The sequence below is a fragment of the Actinoplanes sp. NPDC019969 genome, from assembly GCF_055562375.1.
Genome location: NZ_JBVHFK010000001.1, coordinates 1,019,949 through 1,039,425, shown reverse-complemented (window position 1 = coordinate 1,039,425; position 19,477 = coordinate 1,019,949). Strand labels below are relative to the sequence as shown.

The following is a 19,477-nucleotide window of genomic DNA, read 5'->3' as shown; positions in this document are numbered from 1 at the left end:
CCAACCAGCTTTACCACCGCGCACCATCGCGGCCGCGTGCGTTAGCTCCAGCTGCGCCGCGTCCGGCACCAGAGATGTAGGGCCAGCAGCGCCAGCTCGGGCATCGCCTGGACTCGGCCGGTGGCTGGGGCCGTTCCCCACCGAGCGTGGCAGTGGCAGGCCCGGCAGCGGAAGGAGCCGCGAATAGCTGTCCCTGGAGCGATCTAATCCGCTGTTCGGCTCTTCCGGAATCCGCCGTACAGCGGGTGTCCGTGCCTCCCACTGGTTCTACAGCCCTCCCTGCATCAAGATCATTTCATCGGATCCACCGCAGGGCTGTGCAAGGAGCGTTCCGGGTGCCAAACGACGATCAACATCTCAATTCCCCTCCCCCGTCGGCACCCATGACGTACACGCCGTGGCCGGCCGTTCCGGCGCCTTCGGCTGCGGCCGCGCCTCCCGCTGACCCTCAGCGCGCCATCCTGATCGTCCTCCTGGCCGTCTTGGCCGTCGTCATCGTTCTCACCGGCGCCGGCCTGACCCTGCTCGCCGCAGCTAAGAAGGGCAATACTTCCCCCGCGCAGCAGACGAACGCTCCTACCGTGACCGGCCCGTCGACCGTGGTGACGGCGAGCGCAGCATCAGCCGTTGCCGTAGAGATGACATGCGCCTCCGCTGGAGGTCCCGTCACCGGCACGATCGCCACCGGCGCCGACGGCCGACCGGATTTCACTGCGTTCTGGAAGGCGGGAAAACCCACGAACGGATGCGAGGCAACCCGGTCCGGCACCGACGTCTTCCCCGCCACCGCCATCGAACAGAGCGCCCTCACCGTCTCGGGCAATGCCGATCCGCCCTCGGAGGAGGACATCCTGCTCAACGGTGCCACCATCACCCCGGATGTCAGCACGTTCTACGAGATCTGCGGCACCACCGACCCTGACGAGTACTACAACACCGCCACCCTGTCCGCCAGCCCGGACCAGATCAAGGAACTGCGTGGCCTGCTGGTGCTATGCCCACAGCATCCGTACGCGTCGCGATGGAGGAGCAGCATCGCCAGAGGCGACAGTGACGCGAAACTGCAGGCCCAAGGACGCCTGTTCTACGACGGCACCTACCGCGTCGGCACCGACGTCAAGCCCGGCACCTACCTCGCCCGTGACGTGGACGGCTGCTACTGGGAACGCCAGGACAGCTCGGGCCGGACCATCGACAACGGACTCGTCGTCTCAGCGCCCCGCCTCACCGTCACCATCCGCAGCAGCGACTACGCGTTCATCGTCAAGGGCTGCGGCGAATGGCGGCCAGCCACCTGACCGCGCCGGCTAGCTATCCAACCTGGTCAGCACTTGGATTGCGAGCCGCCCTCGTCATCCGTTGCCGGGCAGGCCGGACTTCGATGACCCACTGCATCAGCAGGCCGCGCAGTCAGTCCGGGTCGGGGGTGCAGATGGTGAGGAACGATTTCTGGTTCTCGCGTTGCACGTCCGTCGCGTCCATCCAGCCGCGGTCGCCGAACAGGTAGCTGCCGGCCGGGTGGCCGGCCGACTCGCGCAGCACCCGTGGGACGTCGACGCTGGAGCCGAACGCCTCCGGGCCGTGGATGTAGAAGGTGATCGAGTCGGCTTTGGTCCAGTCGTAGCCTGCCGGTAGCGGCTGCTGAATCTGGAGGTGTCCCTCGGCGCCGGGGATGGGCTTCCCGGTGGTGCTCAGCAGATCCATGCGTTCCAGTGGCACGCCGGGTTTCGGCGCGGCCCAGACCTGCTCCTGGGTCTGCGAGGTGCCGACGTCGAAGACCAGCGTCAGGCTGATGACGCCGGAACACGGGGTGCCCGTCCAGAATTTCAGGACGCCCTGGTCGACGCGGAACCCCGCCGCCGGCGGCAGCGACGGCGCGAACTGCGCCTCGGTGTCGCACCCCGCGATCATCGCCGCCATGAGCAGCGCGGCACCGGCGGCGCGTAGTCGTCTAGTGATAGCCGCCATCGGAGAGCCCCGCGCCTTCCTCGGTCTCGTTGCCGCCCGTCATCTGCTCCCACCCATACGAGGCGAGGAACTTCGTGTAGCCCTCCCGCGCCCATTGCTCAGAGTGGCGCTCCTCGTGATGCAACAGCCGATCCAGATCGAGTTTCCCGGGCTGCGCGACACCGTTGTCGAGTTCATACCACGCAACGCCCGACCTGATCACCGTGCCGAGCTGCTCGACCGGATTCTTCGAGTCGTCGATGTTCAGCATGAACGTGTCGCCCCACGCCGTTCCGCCGTTGGCGCTGAACTGGTCCTGCAGGGCGTTCCCGCCCAAACCCATCATCATGCCGTTCGGGGTGGTCACCAGCCAGCCGCCGTTGTTCTGCACGAACCCGACATCCTGGTCGTAGCTCCAGGCGTTGTGTTCCTGCCGGCGGGTGATGTAGGTCAGCTCGCCGGAGCCGTACGGCGTCGGCGCGAAGTCGGTCTGCTGGCCGCCGGCGCCGTAGTCGGTGCCCGCGTTCAGGATGTAAGTCATCCGTACCGCCTTGGCGGCGTCGTCGCCGCTGATGCCGCGCGGCAGCAGGAAGAACGACTTGTGGCTTCTGTCGCGGTCCGCGTCCTCGCGGAACTCCTTCATGCCGTTGAGGACGGTGAAGTCGTCCGGGGTGATGTGGTGGTCGGCGGCGATCTGCTTCATCGTGTCGATCGGCACGCCCCGGCGCACGGCGTTCTCCAGCCATCGCCGGTAGAAGCCGGACGTGGGTGGTCCGGTCAGCAGCCCGGCGTCGCGTAGCCCTTGCTCCATGTCGATCACCTGGGCGTCGAGCTCGCCGCCCTTTCTGGCGCCGGCCAGGGTGGTCGCGTCGTGGTCGCTGATCGTGCGGTCCTGCACGGCCTGCATCACCCGGGCGAGGCCGGCGTCGATGCTGGCCGCCGTGGTGAGGATCGCCGTGATCTCGTCCTCGAGCTGCTTTCTGACGGTCGCGCGGTGTCGTGCGGTCTCGGCGCGGTCCTCCGCCTCGAACCGCGATGTCGGCGGCGGGTCGGGGGGTTTGTTGTCCACGATCGTGCCGTCGGCGGCGATGCGGAACTGGTACGTGTCGGCCAAGCCGTCGTTGTCGGCGACCCGGCGCTTCAGGGCCAGCACGTCGTCCGCCGCATTGTGGAGGGCCTTCTCGACGGCAGCCAGCTCCGCGACCAAGATTTCAGCCTTGTTGCGGGTGTCGCCCAGCGATGTGCGGGCGCTCTCGCCGGTGCTGCCACGCCAGTCGGGCAGGCTCCGGGCGTCGTCGAGCTCGTCCTGCAGCCCGAGAAGTCTGGTCTGCCGGCCCCGCAGGTCGGTGGCCAACGTGTCGAGCGGGCCGGCATCCCATTTGCGGATGTCCTCGTAGCCGACCGTCATCCGCCGAACGCTTCCCTGGCCACATCGTCACTCTCGGCGTAAGCATTCGCCGCCGCCGGGACCTTGCCGGACCATCGGTCGATCTCGTCCGCCCAGCCCGCGGAACGCTCGTTGAACGTCGCCGCCAGGGCCGCCGCGCTCCCGGCTGCGGCCCCACCGGACACAGCTGTCGCGATCACTTCCACGCCGGCGCCCGGGTTCACCGTCCGAGCCTGATCCGCAGCAGATTCCGCCGCCGTGGCCGCAGCGCGCAGCTGACCGAGCTGCACCTCGAATCCGCCCACAGCCCGTCACCGCCGCCCTCTACATCGGTCACCCTGGACGCTACAGAAGGATCGCAACCGATGCCCATCCGTACCTCCTGGCCGGGTCTCCGGCGTCGCTGTACCGGCGGCGTATGTGCCGCTGCGGTAGGCGCTGCGTCGAAAAGCGCCTTGGTCTGCTGGGCGGCGAACATGGTGCCGCTGTGAGACACCCGCCCCGGACATCGCGCGGCGCTTCGTCGGCACGGGCAACAGGACCGGCACGGTCGACGTCCGGCCGGTCTCCAGAGGTGCTGCTGGCGGGCGCGCGCATAGTGCCAGTCACGGGTGCCGATGCAGCACTGAGGCAACCCTGGCCAGCGCTCACCTCGGGACGGCCGGGATGGCGGCGGCTTCCTGCAGGAGCCGGAGCAGCTGATCCTGCCCGGGGCCTCGATATGTTGCGGTTCACGCTGGCGTGTTGCGCCGGTCCGCCGCCACTGGAGGTGCCATCGCCATGCCCGACGTGTCTTCTGACGATGCCACGGTCGTCTACCTGAAGAAGCAGGTGATGCCCGACCAAGTTCTGCTGGCCAAGCGCGTCTGCATCGAGTGGCACGTCTGGCCGTCACGTCTGCAGCCGTATCACGACCTGTCGCCCGGTGACCGGGTCGTCATGGTCGACGGTGACCGCGACACCGGTTCACTCACCTGGACAGTTGAGGTGAGCCGGGTTGTCCGTGCCTGGTGTGACGACGTCGAGGAAGCCTGGCAGCTCGTACAGCCACTCGCAGCGACGGCCGGTCTCACGAAGAACGAGTTCCGCGCCGATCCGTTCACGCAACGGCTCACCGGCAACGGCCGATGGGTGATCGCATGGACGTACAGGCCGCGGTCCCGTATCGATCAGCCCCGTGTTCGGGGCGAACATGACCTGCCGCGGCACGGCTGGGCCACGATCCCGAAGCTCCGCCTGGGCGGCGCGAAGCCGAAGCCGGGCGGGCGCCGCGGCCAAGGGAGAATCCAGGACCCGGTGCTGCGAAAGAAGATCGAGCTCGCGGCCATGGAGCGGGTCTACGCTCACCTGCTGAGCGAGGGCTGGGACCCTACGGACATCCGGGACACCTCCGCGACCAAGCCGTACGACTTCGAGATCGGACCGGCCCGGAATCCGCAGTTACGGGTTGAGGTCAAGGGCACGATCAACGACCTGGGCGACGTCATCGTGACGCGCGGCGAGGTCGAGTCCGCCCTGACCGGGGGAGTGCAGACGATGCTCGCGATCGTCCACAGCCAGCAGGCCGTTCTCGACAGCGATGGCGCCTGGCACGTCACCGGCGGCGAACTGTGGCACGACGATGACTGGAGGCCGACCCCGGAGCAGTTACAGGGCATCCAGTACCGCTACCGGCCAGCCGCCGACGCCGACCCCGGGATGGCGTGCACCGGGCAGGGCTGAGAACCGCGTGCCTCTCCCGGCTGCCGGTCAGCGCCCTCTACCCCTCGATAGATTCGGTCGGATGGGCAGCCACGATGGCAGACCTCAACGACCCCAATCGGCCGAGTCGCCGGCGTTCCGTCGTGGTTACGGATAGGACATCGCCAGCCGCATCTCTGATTTTTGGCCAGGCGGTGGGCGGGGATCTCGATCCTTGTGTGACGGGGTCATGGTCAAGACGCGGGACGGTAGTTCGCGGCGCCTACATGTCGGCGAAGAAGCCCGGTTGGACGGTGATGTCTTCGACGGTACGGACCTCGACGCGGATGCCCAGTTCGTAGGTCTTGAGCAGATCACAGAGATGGTCGCCGTCGATGAGGTCGATGGGTTGAGCGCCGGCCCGGTTCGCTTCCCTCTTGGCCTCCGCGCTGAAGGACCCAGTGGTGATCAACAGCCCTTTGTCGCCGCGACCGGCCATCGCGCCACGGAAATCGCGGACCGCGCCCGAGCCGACGGTGCCTCGGTAGCGTTTGCACTGGAAGAAGATCGGAAAGCTGACCAGGCCGAGCCGGTACACGCCAAGGCCGTCGATCCCGCCGTCACCGCTCTTGCCGGTGACCTCGACGCTGTCGAAGTTTGCCTCCCGCAGAAGCCGCTGAGCCAACCGTTCGAATCCGTCCAGTGTCATGGTCATCAGCTCGTGGAGCAGATGTTCCTTCCAGCCGCGTACCTCGCTGGCCTCGTCTGACTCCTCAAGCGTGATCGATTCTGCGTCATCCTCCCCGAGCGTCCTCCGTTGGCTGGGACCCGCCCGCAGTTGCCCGACAGAAGCGGTCCACCGTTCGTGGATCCGCTCACGCTGCAGCTCATCAGGAAGTTCGGAATCGTTGACGAGGGCGGCGCCTTCGTCAGTCAGCGCCCACACTCCACGGGAACTGTTGGTGAGCAGGCCCATCAGCTTCAGCTGAGTACGCGTCCAGGCCAGCCGGTAGCCGACCTCGGTTTGCGGGCCCTGGTTATGCAGCTGCGCCTGTTGCTGGTCGCTGAAGCCCTCACGCTGGACCACCGTCTCGACGATCTCGTTGATCGACGCGGATCCGCCCCGTTCACGCACGGCGCGCAACGTAGGCACCAGGAGCTCACGGGGCCGCGGCAAATCAATGACAGCCATGTCGCCATCATGCCGCTCCGGCCGGGCCCGTCACCGCCGAAACCGGAACAGTCCCTGTACCACCTGCCCGACCGGCGGAAATCGGGTCCGCTGGGGTAAGCACTGCCCGGCTCGTAGCCCTTGAGCCGAGTCGGCCGGCTGTGGGCGCAGGCAGAGCCGAGCCGGCCGGATGCCGATCGGCAGTGGCCCCGGCGCATGGCGTCGCCGAATTCACCCAGCTGACGGCGGCGATCCCATCGGGTCGGTGGACTACATCCAAGCTGCCTGAACGGCTGAGGGGGCACTGGCTGCAGTGATGAAATCCCCGCGCCACACGAGATCTTCATAGCCGATTGTCCGGATCGCGGACAGGTTTTGTCGGACCCCGCTTCTACGGTCTGGCCCGTGTCATCGCAGGTCAAGACGTATCGGACTCAAGCAGGACGGTCGACAACCCTGGCTGATGGCCGCATTCAACATCTTGTGTCGCGGTCACGCGGCGCTCGTCATGAGGAGGACGACATCAGCGAACAGAACCTTGAGGTCCGGGTGACCGCTCTGGAAGCACACGCGTTCCGGACCAACTGCCGCCTTCGAGACCTCGAAGCCCTCATAGCCGAACTGGTCGGCGCCGACACGGATAGGACAACGGCTGAGGCACGGTCGGCGACGGTGGCCCAGCAGATGGACCGGATCGAGCAGACGCTCGAGAAACTGCGCCGGTGGAAGACGATTCTTCCGAAGCTCGAGTACGAGAAGGCCCGAACCGCAGCCGGTGCGGACGGGCTCACCGTCACCGAATGGGTGTCACGGGCGATCGTCGAAAAGGCTCGGCAGGAAGCGATCCGTGACGGGCAGCGTGGCGGCGCCCACCTGGAGGCGATTCCCATCGCGCCGGCAGTGCACAGGAGCCTCACCATGCAGGCGGACGCCGAGATGCTGAAGCCGTGGGCCCTGGCCGCCAGATACATCCGGGACGGAGTTGAGGCGACTGCCGCTCGTGCGGTGACTGCGGACGCTGACCCGTCCGCCTGAGCAGGAACCGAAACCGTCTTCGCACCTTTTGGGTGCGGAGGCGGCCTGCTATCACCTTCTCGTGCGTGAGATCGCCGCCCGCGCGGCAGGGCCGCAGCGATCAGCAGAATGATCAATGGCCCGTATCGACTTTCCCGGAGCCTCACCGCGGCCAGGTGCCTCGAAGGTGGCCCCCCAGGCCTCCGGGTTTCCAGCAAACCGAAACGTTCACGTCGCGCCCGCAGCGTCCGATCGACCTGCGAGGCCGACGACGAAGCCAGGGATACGAGGTTCGAATGGGTGGACTACTGACCGGCGGTGGCACCAGCGCGGTGGCGGCCTCGGCGCATGCCGGTTGTGAGCGGTTCCGGCTGACCGATCCGTTCATCACCCGGGAGAACCGCCGGACCCTGGCCGCACGGCTCGGTGAACCCGACGTCGGCGTCGGTATCCCGCAGGCCCGCTGGATACGCGCGATGACGTTCGAGAAACTCGTCCGCGACGACCGTTTCGCCGCTGAGCTGGTCACCACGACGGTAGGGCAGCTCGGATTGTCGCGCCCGGCGGCGGTGCGGCGCCGGGCGTGTCGCGCCGACGTGAGCACCACCGCCGCCGAACTGGCCGCCGCCCACCGGCAGGCGACCGTCGCCGGAGAGGCCACCATGCTGGTCGGGCTCGCCGTGCCGTACCTGGAACTCGAGCACGTCTCCGACGCCAGCAGCATCCTGCCCGATTTCGCGGTCGTCTGTCCGCGCCGCGCCAGCGATCGGGTGGAGGGCTCCTGGCTGATCATGGGGGACGCGAAGGACTACGAGCGGGTCCGTTCCCGCATCGATGACGGCCGGATGCTCAAAGGCTTCCTGCAGGTCGCGCTCGGTGCGGAGTCCGCCGCAGCGTGGACCCGGCTGCCCGACGGCATGCACGTTCACGACCACGGCGCCCTCGCCGTTCCCCGAAACGCGTTCCTGCGTCCGCAGGCGGTCGTCGAGCGGCTGAACGATCACCGTACCGAGGTCCGCGCCCGCGCTCAGGAACGGCTCGCGGCCCGTGCCGCACTCGGCGCCGACGCTGCTGAGCAGGAGGATCTGGCGGCCTATGTCGCGCACCTCGAAGCGACCTTCGATCCCCGCAGCTGTACGACCTGCAGCCTGTTCTCCTACTGCCGCACCGAACTGCGGTCCTCCGACGACCCGAAGTCGCTGCTCATCGAGATCGGGGTGGCTCCCGCGCAGCGCACCGCTGTCCAGCCGCTGGTCACCGGCACCGGCGAACCCGGCCGGGCGCCGCACACCACCGTCGCGCAGGTCACCGCCACCGTTACCGGTCTGCCGCAATGGAATCACCGCCCACGTATCGACCCGTGCGGCCTGCCCGGCACCGTCAACCTGGTGCTGGCCAAGTCCGACGGCTCGGCGCTGGGCGTGCACGGCATCGCGGTCCAGACGGTCGGCCAGGCCGGGCCGGGAGAGTGGATCCGGCTCAGCTTCGCCGACCCACAGGCCGCCGACGCCCGCCGGGCGGTGATGGGCCTGCTCGGCAGCGCCATCAGGCAACAGCACGAGAACGGTGTCGAGCCGGTTCACCTGGTCGTCTCGGACCGGGCGACGGCAGACCTGCTGGCGAGCGCCGCGGACTCACTGGCCGGCGTCGAACTGAGCCGACTGCGGTGGCAGCGCGATCAGGACTGCGGCCGGCCGCTGCGCACGTTCGACGACGAGGAAGCGACCCTGCCCGTACCGCTGACCGCGGACGAGCGGCTGGCCGTCAGCTTCCTGCTCGAGGAGGACCGCGCCCGCACCATGCGGCTGCGCACCCCGATCGTCGACCTGCACGGCGTGCTGTTCACACACGTCGTACCCGGCGGCCCCGCGGTGGACGCCGGTCGCCTCGACTACCTGATCACGTGGGCCGAGGCCATCGCCCCGCTTGACCACCGCAAAGTATCCGACACCATCGCGGAGCAGTCCGAGACACCAGGCGCGCGGCTGTCCAACCGTTCCTCCGACGGCCTCTTCCACGCTCTGCGTCGCGGTCACGAGCCGGAATACCAGCGGCTCGTGACCGCCGCGCTGGACTACCGCATCAGCGTCCTGGAACGAGCCTTGAAGGTCCTCGACGGTCTGGCCGTCTCCCGGCTGCGGCAAGTCCATCAGGCGCTGGAGAGCGACGCCCAGCAGGTTTGGCGCCGCCGACAGATGCTCCAGGCCTCCGACCTGGTCCGGTTCTCGCGCATGTACCCGCACTGGCGTAACGCCCAGGTCGACCTGCTCGACGCCGACCGTAACTGCGGCGACCAGCTCACCTGCCTCACGGACCTGTCCCTCGCCCGGGACAAGGCCCGCGACGCGGGCGTACGCCAGCTCACCCTCGCGACGGTCGTCGGACTGAACCCGATCCGCCTGGAGGTGCGGTCACGACGTCTGGGTCAGGGCGTGAACGTCGTAGCGCTGCACATCAACGACCGCAGTCTCGTCGAGGACCCCCAGACCACCGTTACCGTGCAGAAGGGGTCCTTCAAGCTCGGCCGGCTCCCGCTGGGCCCGCTGACCCGAATCCCAGACACCGACGGCCTGGTCTGGACGCCGGCGATCGCCCCGGAAGTGACTGTCGGTGACGAACTGGTCCTGGCCGACGCCGGATGGTTCGGCAAGCTGTTCAAGTCGGGTCACGAGATCGCGGTCGCCCGGGCGGCGCTGGACAAGCAGTCCGCCCCGACGATCGACTGCACGCCCGCGAGCTATTCGGCCGCCCCGGAGGCTCACCGGTGGTGCTGCAAGCCGCACGCCGTCGCCGAGGCCGAGTGGTCCGACGAACTCGCCGCCCGCCGCGAACGTGGCGAGCTGAACCCGGCCGTGTGGCCACCTCTGGTCGATGACGAGAACTTCGACGTCGCCCCCGGCCCCGCCATACCCGAACCGGAAACGGCAGCGGCTCCGGCGGACCTCACCCTCGACGATCTGGACTGAATCGCGATGACCATCACCTTCACCGCACCCAGCGCCGCAGTCGCCGAAAGCCTGCATCATCACCGGGCCGCGCACGGCAACAACCTGGCCGCCGCGGAGGCCAGCAAGGCACTCACCGACGCGCTGAGCGCCACCGCGGCGTACGACAAGATCCTGCTGCGCGCCGCAGCCGGGGCCGGGAAGACGCATGCGCTCCGGCACATGGTCCGGCAGGCGCTGGACCACCCGTACTGCTCTCGGGTGGCGGTCACCGCCTTCGCGAACAAACAGATCATTCCCCTCGCCGGCACGCTCGGGCGTGAGCTGGGCGCCGGCCGGGTCTGCCTCTTCATCGCCCGCGACCGACTGCCGGACGTTCCGCCAGCAGTACGCGACAGCGTATCGATCGCCTCCAGCACCGCCGACATTCCCGCCTCCTGCGACATCGTCGTCGGCACCTCCCACAAGCTCGGCGCCTTCGGCGAGATGAAACGCCTGATCGACAACCTCGGCGCAGCCGACAACGGCACCCTGCCCTTCGACGTGCTATTCGTCGACGAAGCCTGGCAGCTACCCGCGCACCGCTACGCCACCGTGGCCGGCCTGGCAACCATCTCCGTCGGTGTGGGCGACGTCGGCCAACTCCCACCCCTGGAACCCGGTCAACAGAACCCATGGCGAGGAGATCCCGGCTACAACCCCTACCGGGCCTGGCCCACCGCATACCCGGCCGGCCCCACAACCCGCATCGTCGATCTCCCCACCGTCTGGCGGCCTACCGCCGCCCAACTGCCGCTCTGGCGCGCCTTCTACACCGACTGGGAACACCTGCACTGCGTCGCCGGGCCCGGAGACCGCGCCCTGCAACTGCCGCCTCTAACCGGCGTGGCCGCCTCTGTCTGGGACGCCGTCGCCGACGGCAACCCCACCTTGCTGGAAGTCGACGGCCTGCCCGACCCCGAGGCACCCGACATCGACCTGCCCCTGCTCGGCGTCCTTGAGCAGCTCCTGGACCCGCTGCTCGAGGGCGGCTTCCGTACCGTCGCACGCCGCTACAACAGCCAGGGCGTGCCGGACGGCGAGACCGTCGTGGACTCGGCGGACCCGCACGGCGACCCCCTCATCGTCATCCTCGCCACCCGCAACCAGGCCGTAGACGACGCAACCGACCTGGTCGAACGATTGACCGAACGCTACGACCTGCCCGACGGTGTCCTGATCGCCTCCACCGTCGACTCCTGGCAGGGCCAAACCAACGCGATCACCGTAGCCATCCACCCGCTGTCCGGAGCCGAACAGCTCGACGAATTCAACTCCGCCTTCGGCCGCCTCGCCGTCACCTGCACCCGAGCCACCCACGGCCTGCTCATGATCGCCCGCCGCGGACTGGATGACCTGCTCGACACGACACCGGCACGCCCAGGCACGCCCCTCGGCGAACCCGGACCACGGTCGCTACCGCGGCAGACCCACCAGCGCATCCTGTCCGCTTTCGCCAGGGGCCAACTCACCATCCCCCCGTCGGTGTAGCTTCCCGAACGTCCCGAGTCACCGCGACGCCCAGACTCCAGAAAACGACTCTTCGGCGGGAGCGAGCCGCTGATCACGGGAGGCGACTCAGCCTGCGTTCGACCGACCGAACGTCATCATCCCGGCCACAGTCCTCACCTGCGGTGCAGATAGCCGACGAGGTAGCCATGTCAGTCGAAGCATCGCCGCGGAATCATGTCAGTTTCCTCACGGGCCTCTGGCCACAGACCGACGTGCAACGGGTAGCTGTAGCTGTAGCCGACGCGCGAGGGAGTGTCAAGAAAACGGTGTAACTCGATGTTGTTGAAGGTCAGTTGCGGGCTGCGGTGAGGCGGCCTTCGAAGGCGAGGTCGAAGGCGTTGAGGGCGGGTTTCCAGCGCATGGTCCAGCGGCGGCGTCCAGCACCGGTCGGGTCCAGGGCCATCACAGCGAGGTAGACGCACTTCAGGGCGGCCTGCTCGTTGGGGAAGTGCCCGCGGGCCCGAACGGCCCGGCGGATGCGGGCGTTCACGCTCTCGATGGCGTTGGTGGAGCAGACGACCTTGCGGATCTCGGCGTCGAACGCGAGGAACGGCACGAACTCGGCCCAGGCGTTCTCCCAGAGCCGGACGATCGCCGGGTATTTCTCGCCCCAGGCTTCGGCGAACTCCAGAAATCGCTGCTCAGCAGCCTGCTCGGTCGGTGCGGTATAGACCGGCTTCAGTGCTTTGGCGATGGCGTCCCAGTGCTGGCGGCCGGCGTACTTGAACGAGTTGCGCAACAGGTGCACCACGCAGGTCTGGACCACGGTCTTGGGCCAGACGGTGTTGATCGCATCAGGCAGGCCGGTGAGGCCGTCGCAGACGGCCATCAGCACGTCCTCGACACCGCGATTCTTGAGCTCGGTGCACACCTGGAACCAGAACTTGGCGCCCTCGCCGCCGTCGCCTGCCCATAGCCCGAGAATGTCACGGGTGCCCTCGACGGTGACCGCCAGAGCGACATAGATCGGCCGGTTGGCGACCTTCCCATCACGGATCTTGACGTTGATCGCGTCCATGAACACCACCGGGTAGACCCGGTCGAGAGGCCGGTTCTGCCACTCGGCCATGCCGTCGATGACCTTGTCGGTGATCGTGGAGATCGTCTGACGAGAGACGTCGGCGCCATAGACCTCGGCCAGATGAGCGCTGATCTCCCCAGTGGTCAGGCCTTTCGCCGACAGCGACAGGACCATGTCCTCGACACCGGTCAGCCGCCGCTGCCGCTTCTTGACGATCTGCGGCTCGAACGAGCCGTCCCGATCCCGTGGCACGGTGATCTCGACCGGGCCGACGTCGGTGAGCACGGTCTTGGCCCTCGACCCGTTGCGGGAGTTACCGCCGTCCTTGCCGGCGGGATCGTGCTTCTCATAGCCGAGGTGGTCGGTGATCTCACCGTCCAGCGCGGCCTCGATCACCCGCTTGGTCAGCTGCTGCAGCAAGCCACCTTCACCGGTCAACTGCAGGCCTGCAGCCCGGGCCTGTTCCACCAGCCGGCCGACCAACTCGGCATCCACGCCTTCCGGCGTCGCCGCCGGAACCTTCTTCTTGGCCACCGCCGAAGTATCCACGGCGGGCTCTATCGTCACGGTCATCAGTGTCTCCTTGATCAGGAGTTACACCGTTATTCGTACAGTCCCCGGCGCGACGGTCGCCGTGCGGGTACCCGCAGCCGCCGGGACTGTAATAGGCCAGTTCGGTGGGGTCGGTGACGATGCGGCGGATCAGCAGCCACCGGGTGAAGCCGTGTTTGCCGGTGCCGGTGTCGGGCAGGGTGGCGATGGCCCAGTCGTAAGGCTGGGGACCTTTGCCGCCGCCGCCGCAGCTGCGGCGTTTCCATGCCGATTCCGGTGCCTGGGCGGCAAGGAGGTCCGCGCGGGAGCTTCCGGTGGAGGTAGGGATCTTCCGTTGCAGGCGACGGCGAGGACCTGGTTGAGGTGGTGGCGCTGGAGGGCGGCGCGAAAACTTGCTGTCCTTGCCGTACGCCTCGTCCGCGGTGGCCCAGTGCGCTGGAATGCCGGCGTCCAGGGCTCGGGTGAGCATTTCCAGGCCCTGGGCGGACTTGGTCAGGAACTTCACCTTCTCGTCGAAGCCGGCCTCAGCACGGCGGATCGGGTCGTCCTTCCAGCGCTGGGGCAGGTAGAGCCCACGGTCGATCAGCGCTCGTGCTTCGCTGCTGGGGTAAGCAAGGAACACGCCGAGCTGGCAGTCCTCGATTCGCCAGGTCGGTCCGGAGTACTGGCGCTGGACCCCGACGGACTTAACGCCCTTCTTCAGGAGACCGGTCTCGTCGACGATCAGCACGCCGTCGGGGGGTGCCGAGGTGTTTGGTGACGTAGTCGCGCAGGTCATCGCGGACGGCGTCGGCGTCCCAGTCGACGCGGTTCAGTAAGCGTTGCATGCCGTCGGGAGTGCTGTCACCAGCGGCTTCGGCGATCGTCCAGCCGTTCTTGCCAGGCCAGCGGCGACGGCAGGCTGATCCGGTAGCTTCGTGCCCGGCGGCGTGGCTCGACACGTCCGAACTGCCTTGCAATGCGGGCCATCACATCGTCTAGGCCTGCTAACCAGCCAGACACAAGATCCACTCACACAGGTCGCCGGAGTCTACATAGTGCGATCAGCTTCGCGGCGTTGCCCTCATCAATATCAGGCACGAACCAGCCACTACCTGCGCAGACTCCAGACCTGAAAGTGCGGCTGGAGTACTAGATGGAGATCCGGCCAGGAATTCGTGAAGCCCGTGAGCAGCTCTTGTTCGGGTGCCCGTGCGAGCAGCGCTGCTGTAACTTTGTAAGGCGTGACATCTCAGCTACCCATCGGAAAATTTTCACGAGCTGGCCAAGATCCTTTGCTGGTGCCTAGCGGCGACATCCAGCCACTGGTGGCTCTCGGCGGCCAGCTTCAGGCAGAGGCATCGAAGCACAACATTCACAACGTTTTCGATGACGGAGGCTACAAAGAGCTACTCCTATTGACGCTCTTCAACCTAAAAAAGTTGGGACGAACGGGCGACGATGCTGTTGATTCGGACGGGCGGCAATACGAGATCAAGACTGTGGCGCGAGTCAGCGCGGCGGGACAGCGAAAGACGAGCCTGTCAGTAACGACCGAGCATACTCTGACTGTCGTTAACCTTGCGCGTTATAGGGCAGTACATCTCTGGATTGTTGCGGTTTTCGATCAGGCTCAGCCGGAGGAAATCTACGAGATTACTCCTCGTGCTCTCGAGCCGTATTTTGCGAAATGGGAAGAAAAGTTGATTGCGCAGGAGGGGTTGCGCGTGGATGGCGGTGCCCCGGTGCATCTGAATAATCCGAAAATTCCACTCGGGTTTATCAGAAATAACGGAACTCGCGTGTGGCCTGACGGCCACGTCCGCCTTGCCCCTAGCGTCGAACGAGGGCTCCGCCAGGCTGAACGACTTGGCGAAGAGTAAAGCCACGCTGGAGGTCGCGGGTCAGGCTGAAATTTTACTGACGTCACCCGACCCGCGACCAGCACGTCAAATTCCGGGAATTGTTTCCGGATCGGTCGCTGAGTTGCTGAGTTGCTGCACGAACTTCCCACTCCCGACGTCGACAGCAAATCCTTTAGCTTTTAACGCTTCGGCAACCAATGAATAGTCAAGACGTCCGAGGCTCCATCCCATCTTTAAGCCGTTCCTGAGAAGCTCGAGGTAGACGTGTGTGGGCGACTGGTGAGACCTCCCGTCTAAAGCGGTTTCGACTGCTTCCTCGATCTCGGATACGGATGGATCGTGTAAATCCGGGAGTTCTGGTGAAGAAGCCTTTCGCATTGTTAGGATGAGGTCCATGGTGACCACGTTTTCGAAGCCTGAGGCCAGGCCCTTAACGGATCGCTGACCTTTATCAAGCAAGTGCATGCCGTCGTCTTCGATGCGGAAGCCAGCGTTCCGAATGCATCGCTGGAGGAGTGCCCATAGCTTTCCGGATGAATTGCTGAAAACAAGGCTCAGTCGACCTTCATCCTTCAGAACTCGTCGACACTCACTCAGAGCACCCGTTAGTAGGCTTTCGTATCGCTTAGCGTCTCGTTTGCCGGACCTGTCAACAACTGCTTCGCTTTCGTGGTCAGTAAACTCACCCAGCCATGCCTCATGGAAAAGGTTCATGTCCGAGTAAAAAATATTTGACCCGAATGGAGGATCGGTGAAGACGTAATCAATGCTTTTATCGGCAAGATTTAGCTTATGCGCAGAGCCCAAGATATAGCGAACTGCAGGAGATCCGTAGACTTCAGACTCTCTGCGAAGCTGACGCAAGTAATTGTCGCTTTTTAGGACCGCTCGAACCTTCCTTTGGAATAGGTCGTAGACGTTCCATTCATAGAATACCGGTGCAATGTAGTAGTTCTGGTTAGCGGCGTTTAAGGGCCTTTGTGGAGACCATTGATAGCGCTTGGAAGCTCGAGCAAGGATAGCAGTGAAAGCAAACGTTAACTTACTGCGAACTGCTTTCTCTGGTTCAGCATCTATAGCTTCCTTTAGCGCGGCGAGAACGGTCAGGTTCCGTGAGGAGAAAAATTTCGCCGTCGAGGTGAGGCCATTAAGGCCAAGCGCGGAAGCCGCAAACATTTGTCGGTCAGAAGAAATTTCGACGTCCGGCCATGAGAGGTCCGTCAAGTTAGCCATTGCAAGCGGCGGCGACGATACTTGTTCGATCTGCTTACCGCTGCAGGGGCAGTCTATGTAATCCACCACTGGAACCTCGCCGTTGCGTCGCTGGCTACGGAGATTCAGTGCCGCGCCGCAGGGGCAGAGCATTTTTGACTTCGTCCAACCGGCGTCTTTTAGAGATTCGTAAAAAACAACATTCGTGTTGCATTCACCGCAGGGAACCGTAATGCTGTGTACGGCTTTAGCTAATTGGGCAACCTGCTCACACCTACTGCACGTAACACCGTATGCATCGCCCACTCGATCGCGAGCTTGTTTGACTACGCGCTCGGTCGCTTCATCTACCGTAGAAGGATCAACCAGATTGACATAATTGGTCCCGATATGCTGACCGAGCCGGCTGATGTCGTTTAGCTCTGCTTTACGCCCCAGTGAGGCGGCAGCGACACCCGTCATCCCGGATCCGGCGAAAACGTCGAGAACCGTATCGCCCGGCTCTGTAAAAGCCTCAATGAACGGCCTAATCGCCGTGATCGGAACTTTAGTCAAGTATCCGTGTGCCATATAGATGGGGTCTCCGCGACCGACGGCAATGACTTCCGGCAGCTCTTTCATGAGTCTCTCCTCGGGTTCGGAATAGGGGGGCCACTAAGGATGGGGCCGGCGATGGTTGGCGAAGTTTCGTCGCCTTCAAGCTGTGGCGACAGATTTCTTCTTGTGCGAGAGCATCTGCTCGAGAAGCGAGTGGTATGACCGATGCGCCAAGTTTTATGGCCCTGTAGCGGTACGAATGCGTAGAGGCATAGTTTTTTGGAATCCTGTCTGGCATGGTTAGAACGAGTAGGAGTTTACCCGTAATTTCGGGAAACTCCAACGCTCGAATCCGAGTGGTTAGGTTAAATCCCGCGGCTTGACTTTGCGGATATTCTTCATGTGATGCGGTGATGCAGTACGACTTGCGCGCTGCGACGGAGCATGATTATGGAATCAGATGCTTCGGATGACTCCAATGGATGGCGTTCATCAGCCGTTCCGAGAAGGAGCTCCCGGGATAACGGCCACGGGTGGGCCCTGCGTGCTGATGCCAGCGTGACGGATGCCGAGGGATGTTACTTATGTGACAGACCCGAACGTGGCCGCTGTTAGTTATCCCCGTCACGGCTGCCGTGACTATCTCTGTCCATCTTCTAGATGGAAGGGCGCCTGGGGAACGACTTCCCCAGGCCGCGACTATGACGTCGGCCTTACTGCTTTCTGCGGCTACCTGAACTGTTAGGGCGGCCGTGTCGACGTCCGCATCGGAAGGGATGTCACTGACGGAGCGAGTTGGTTGTGCGATGACGTTGAGTAAGTTTATAGAGGTGCTCCCGAGGATGCGAGACAAGACCTCCAGATTCCGGTACGTAACAGTAGCTATTGACTGACCAATGGGAGGGTTGCATAGAACAGCAAGCATCGTCTTGTTGCTCTCCGCACTTGTTGGCTGGCAAGTCGCACGTGCCGGCTTATCCAACAGTTTCCACCATTCCTTTTGCAAGTGTCGCGGCTTGAGACTCGCTCAATAAACTATTTATTGTAGTCTAACGGAGGCGGTAAGCGCTCGGCCTGCGCGGTGCCTAGCGGAAACTATCACCCAAAGCTAGTCTAAAGCCCCATCGGCCTGCGCTCCGAAATCGACCCTTCGAAGCGGAACCCGAACCTAGCTCTTGCTGCAGGCGATGGATCGATCTCATTAATTGAAGCTCTTTCATCCTGCGTAGCGGGTGGTTTCGACGTGGTGCAGAATGAGGATGGCCTGCACGATCGCGGTGGCCGGCGCGGGCAGCAGCGCAGCTTAGTCAGGTCTTCCAAGTCTCGAGGGTGGCGATCGCGCGCTAGCCGTGGGCGCGGATCTTCGCGTGCGCCCGGTTGACCGCCTTCTGCCGGCATGACAGCTTCGGCCGGAAGGGGCGCCGCTTGAACGGAGTGCACACGCTACCGCGGGCGTCTAGGTAGCCCTTGTCCGCGAGAGTCATCACGTCGGCGCTGGTCAAGGCATCGATGATGCCGTGTGTGCGGGCGGCGGTCAGGTCGTGCGTCGATCCGGGCAGCGCGGCCGAGGCCCAGACCAGACGCCCGGCCGCAACCGCGATGAACTGCAGGTTCACGGCGTGGCGTTTGGGTTTGCCGGAGTAGTACGGCTTCTGGTCGGCGACCCGGTCGATCGGGATCAGTGCGCCATCCAAGATTGCGTACGCCAAGGTGCGAATGCGCCGCATGGCGATGTCCAGGTCCTTGGCCACGGCGCTGAGCAGGGCTAACGCTTCATGCACGTAGCGCCAGGCGGTCGCGATGCCTTTCTCGAAGCCTGCGGCGAGGCGGGTGTAGGTGTCGCCGTTGCGCAGGTGAGCCAGAGCGAGCAGGGCCTGGTGGCCTGGGGTCAGTCGCCTCCACCGGGATTTGCGCTGTTGGCGGTGGCCGCGGATGCGGTCGGCGAGGTGGTTCAGGGTTCGGCTGGACAACGAGATCGTGGACGGGTAAGACAGTCGGCGCGGAAGACGCCGAGACCGGTCGGGGCGCGGCGGGAGCAGGCGACGGCCAAGACGTAACGGGGCCGGTGCTCACGCAACGCGGTCGCCAGGGGCTGGATCGCTGTCGTAGGCCTCATCGCCGGTGGCCCACCGGCAGGGCAGACCGCCGGTCCGGGCACGCCGGCCGCAGCGAGCCTGCCGGGATCGGCGGTCCGTAACTTCGGCAGTTACAGGGCGACGTCGAGCAGGGTGTGACCGAGCGACGAGGCATAGGGCAGGTGGACGGCAGCCGGCAGTTCTCAATCCGCCCGGCGGTCCCGAAGTACTGGCGTTGCACGCCGACGGTCTGGGTGCCCTTCTTCAGATCACCGGTCTCATCGACGACCAGGATCGCGTCCTGGTGACCGAGACGTGCCGCGACGAAGTCCCGAACATCGGCGCGGACCAGGGCATCGTCCCAGATGGCTCGGCTGATCAGGTCTTGCGTGCCGCCCGAACCGTTATCGCCGGCATGCTCAGCCGAGGTCCAGCAGTTCTTCACCGGCAGCGGTGCCAGGAGGCCGGCCACGAAGTCACGGACCCGGCGGCGGGGCTCAGGCCGACTGAAGTGTGCCCCGATCGTGTCCATCAACCCGCC

14 protein-coding genes and 1 pseudogene are annotated in these 19,477 nt (G+C 65.2%); 6 read left to right on the top strand and 9 right to left on the bottom strand.

Going from position 1 to position 19,477, the window contains the following annotated elements; all coding sequences use genetic code 11:
* Positions 1-317 precede the first annotated feature (317 nt).
* Entirely contained in the window at positions 318-1,298 is a 981-nt protein-coding gene (locus tag ACZ3II_RS04945) for a hypothetical protein (RefSeq protein WP_465516274.1), read from the top strand.
* A 112-nt stretch (positions 1,299-1,410) separates the two neighbouring features.
* Here ACZ3II_RS04945 and ACZ3II_RS04940 read toward each other — a convergent pair whose 3' ends face one another.
* Genes ACZ3II_RS04940 through ACZ3II_RS04930 form a run of 3 tightly spaced genes read right to left on the bottom strand, consistent with a single transcriptional unit; the run spans position 1,411 to position 3,639 of the window.
* Positions 1,411-1,968: a hypothetical protein gene (locus tag ACZ3II_RS04940; RefSeq protein WP_465516273.1), complete on the bottom strand. Its 558-nt coding sequence runs from the start codon at positions 1,966-1,968 to the stop codon at positions 1,411-1,413.
* Positions 1,952-3,355, bottom strand: a complete 1,404-nt coding sequence (locus ACZ3II_RS04935) for a hypothetical protein (RefSeq protein WP_465516272.1) — start codon at positions 3,353-3,355, stop codon at positions 1,952-1,954. The genes ACZ3II_RS04940 and ACZ3II_RS04935 overlap by 17 nt, the downstream gene beginning before the upstream one ends.
* Positions 3,352-3,639: a hypothetical protein gene (locus ACZ3II_RS04930; protein WP_465516271.1), complete on the bottom strand. Its 288-nt coding sequence runs from the start codon at positions 3,637-3,639 to the stop codon at positions 3,352-3,354. The genes ACZ3II_RS04935 and ACZ3II_RS04930 overlap by 4 nt, the downstream gene beginning before the upstream one ends.
* Positions 3,640-4,114: 475 nt before the next feature.
* Here ACZ3II_RS04930 and ACZ3II_RS04925 point away from each other — a divergent pair, with 475 nt between their 5' ends.
* Positions 4,115-5,056: a protein NO VEIN domain-containing protein gene (locus tag ACZ3II_RS04925; protein WP_465516270.1), complete on the top strand. Its 942-nt coding sequence runs from the start codon at positions 4,115-4,117 to the stop codon at positions 5,054-5,056.
* Positions 5,057-5,297: 241 nt separating this feature from the next.
* Here ACZ3II_RS04925 and ACZ3II_RS04920 read toward each other — a convergent pair whose 3' ends face one another.
* Positions 5,298-6,206 (bottom strand): restriction endonuclease, encoded by a 909-nt coding sequence (locus tag ACZ3II_RS04920; protein WP_465516269.1) that lies wholly within the window; start codon positions 6,204-6,206, stop codon positions 5,298-5,300.
* Between the two features lie 384 nt (positions 6,207-6,590).
* Here ACZ3II_RS04920 and ACZ3II_RS04915 point away from each other — a divergent pair, with 384 nt between their 5' ends.
* The 3 genes from ACZ3II_RS04915 to ACZ3II_RS04905 all read left to right on the top strand — a co-directional run bounded on the left by ACZ3II_RS04915 (position 6,591) and on the right by ACZ3II_RS04905 (position 11,674).
* Positions 6,591-7,220, top strand: coding sequence for a hypothetical protein (locus ACZ3II_RS04915; RefSeq protein WP_465516268.1), 630 nt, complete (start codon positions 6,591-6,593; stop codon positions 7,218-7,220).
* A gap of 275 nt (positions 7,221-7,495) precedes the next feature.
* Complete coding sequence (locus ACZ3II_RS04910; RefSeq protein WP_465516267.1) at positions 7,496-10,165, top strand: hypothetical protein; 2,670 nt, start codon at positions 7,496-7,498, stop codon at positions 10,163-10,165.
* Between the two features lie 6 nt (positions 10,166-10,171).
* Entirely contained in the window at positions 10,172-11,674 is a 1,503-nt protein-coding gene (locus tag ACZ3II_RS04905; RefSeq protein WP_465516266.1) for a hypothetical protein, read from the top strand.
* 310 nt (positions 11,675-11,984) lie between these two features.
* On the opposite strand, the gene ACZ3II_RS04900 is transcribed toward ACZ3II_RS04905, so the two are convergent.
* Both ACZ3II_RS04900 and ACZ3II_RS04895 read right to left on the bottom strand, forming a co-directional pair.
* Positions 11,985-13,250: an IS256 family transposase gene (locus ACZ3II_RS04900; protein ID WP_465516612.1), complete on the bottom strand. Its 1,266-nt coding sequence runs from the start codon at positions 13,248-13,250 to the stop codon at positions 11,985-11,987.
* Positions 13,144-13,998 (bottom strand): IS701 family transposase, encoded by an 855-nt coding sequence (locus ACZ3II_RS04895; protein ID WP_465516265.1) that lies wholly within the window; start codon positions 13,996-13,998, stop codon positions 13,144-13,146. The genes ACZ3II_RS04900 and ACZ3II_RS04895 overlap by 107 nt, the downstream gene beginning before the upstream one ends.
* Positions 13,999-14,491: 493 nt before the next feature.
* Here ACZ3II_RS04895 and ACZ3II_RS04890 point away from each other — a divergent pair, with 493 nt between their 5' ends.
* Positions 14,492-15,130, top strand: coding sequence for a PDDEXK family nuclease (locus ACZ3II_RS04890; RefSeq protein ID WP_465516264.1), 639 nt, complete (start codon positions 14,492-14,494; stop codon positions 15,128-15,130).
* Between the two features lie 66 nt (positions 15,131-15,196).
* On the opposite strand, the gene ACZ3II_RS04885 is transcribed toward ACZ3II_RS04890, so the two are convergent.
* From ACZ3II_RS04885 to ACZ3II_RS04875, 3 genes and pseudogenes are all read right to left on the bottom strand, one after another.
* Complete coding sequence (locus ACZ3II_RS04885) at positions 15,197-16,945, bottom strand: DNA methyltransferase (RefSeq protein ID WP_465516263.1); 1,749 nt, start codon at positions 16,943-16,945, stop codon at positions 15,197-15,199.
* Between the two features lie 1,132 nt (positions 16,946-18,077).
* Positions 18,078-18,855: pseudogene (locus tag ACZ3II_RS04880) on the bottom strand (transposase family protein).
* A 118-nt stretch (positions 18,856-18,973) separates the two neighbouring features.
* A complete protein-coding gene (locus ACZ3II_RS04875; protein ID WP_465516262.1) occupies positions 18,974-19,408 on the bottom strand; it encodes a transposase in 435 nt (144 codons plus the stop codon).
* Positions 19,409-19,477: the final 69 nt, after the last annotated feature.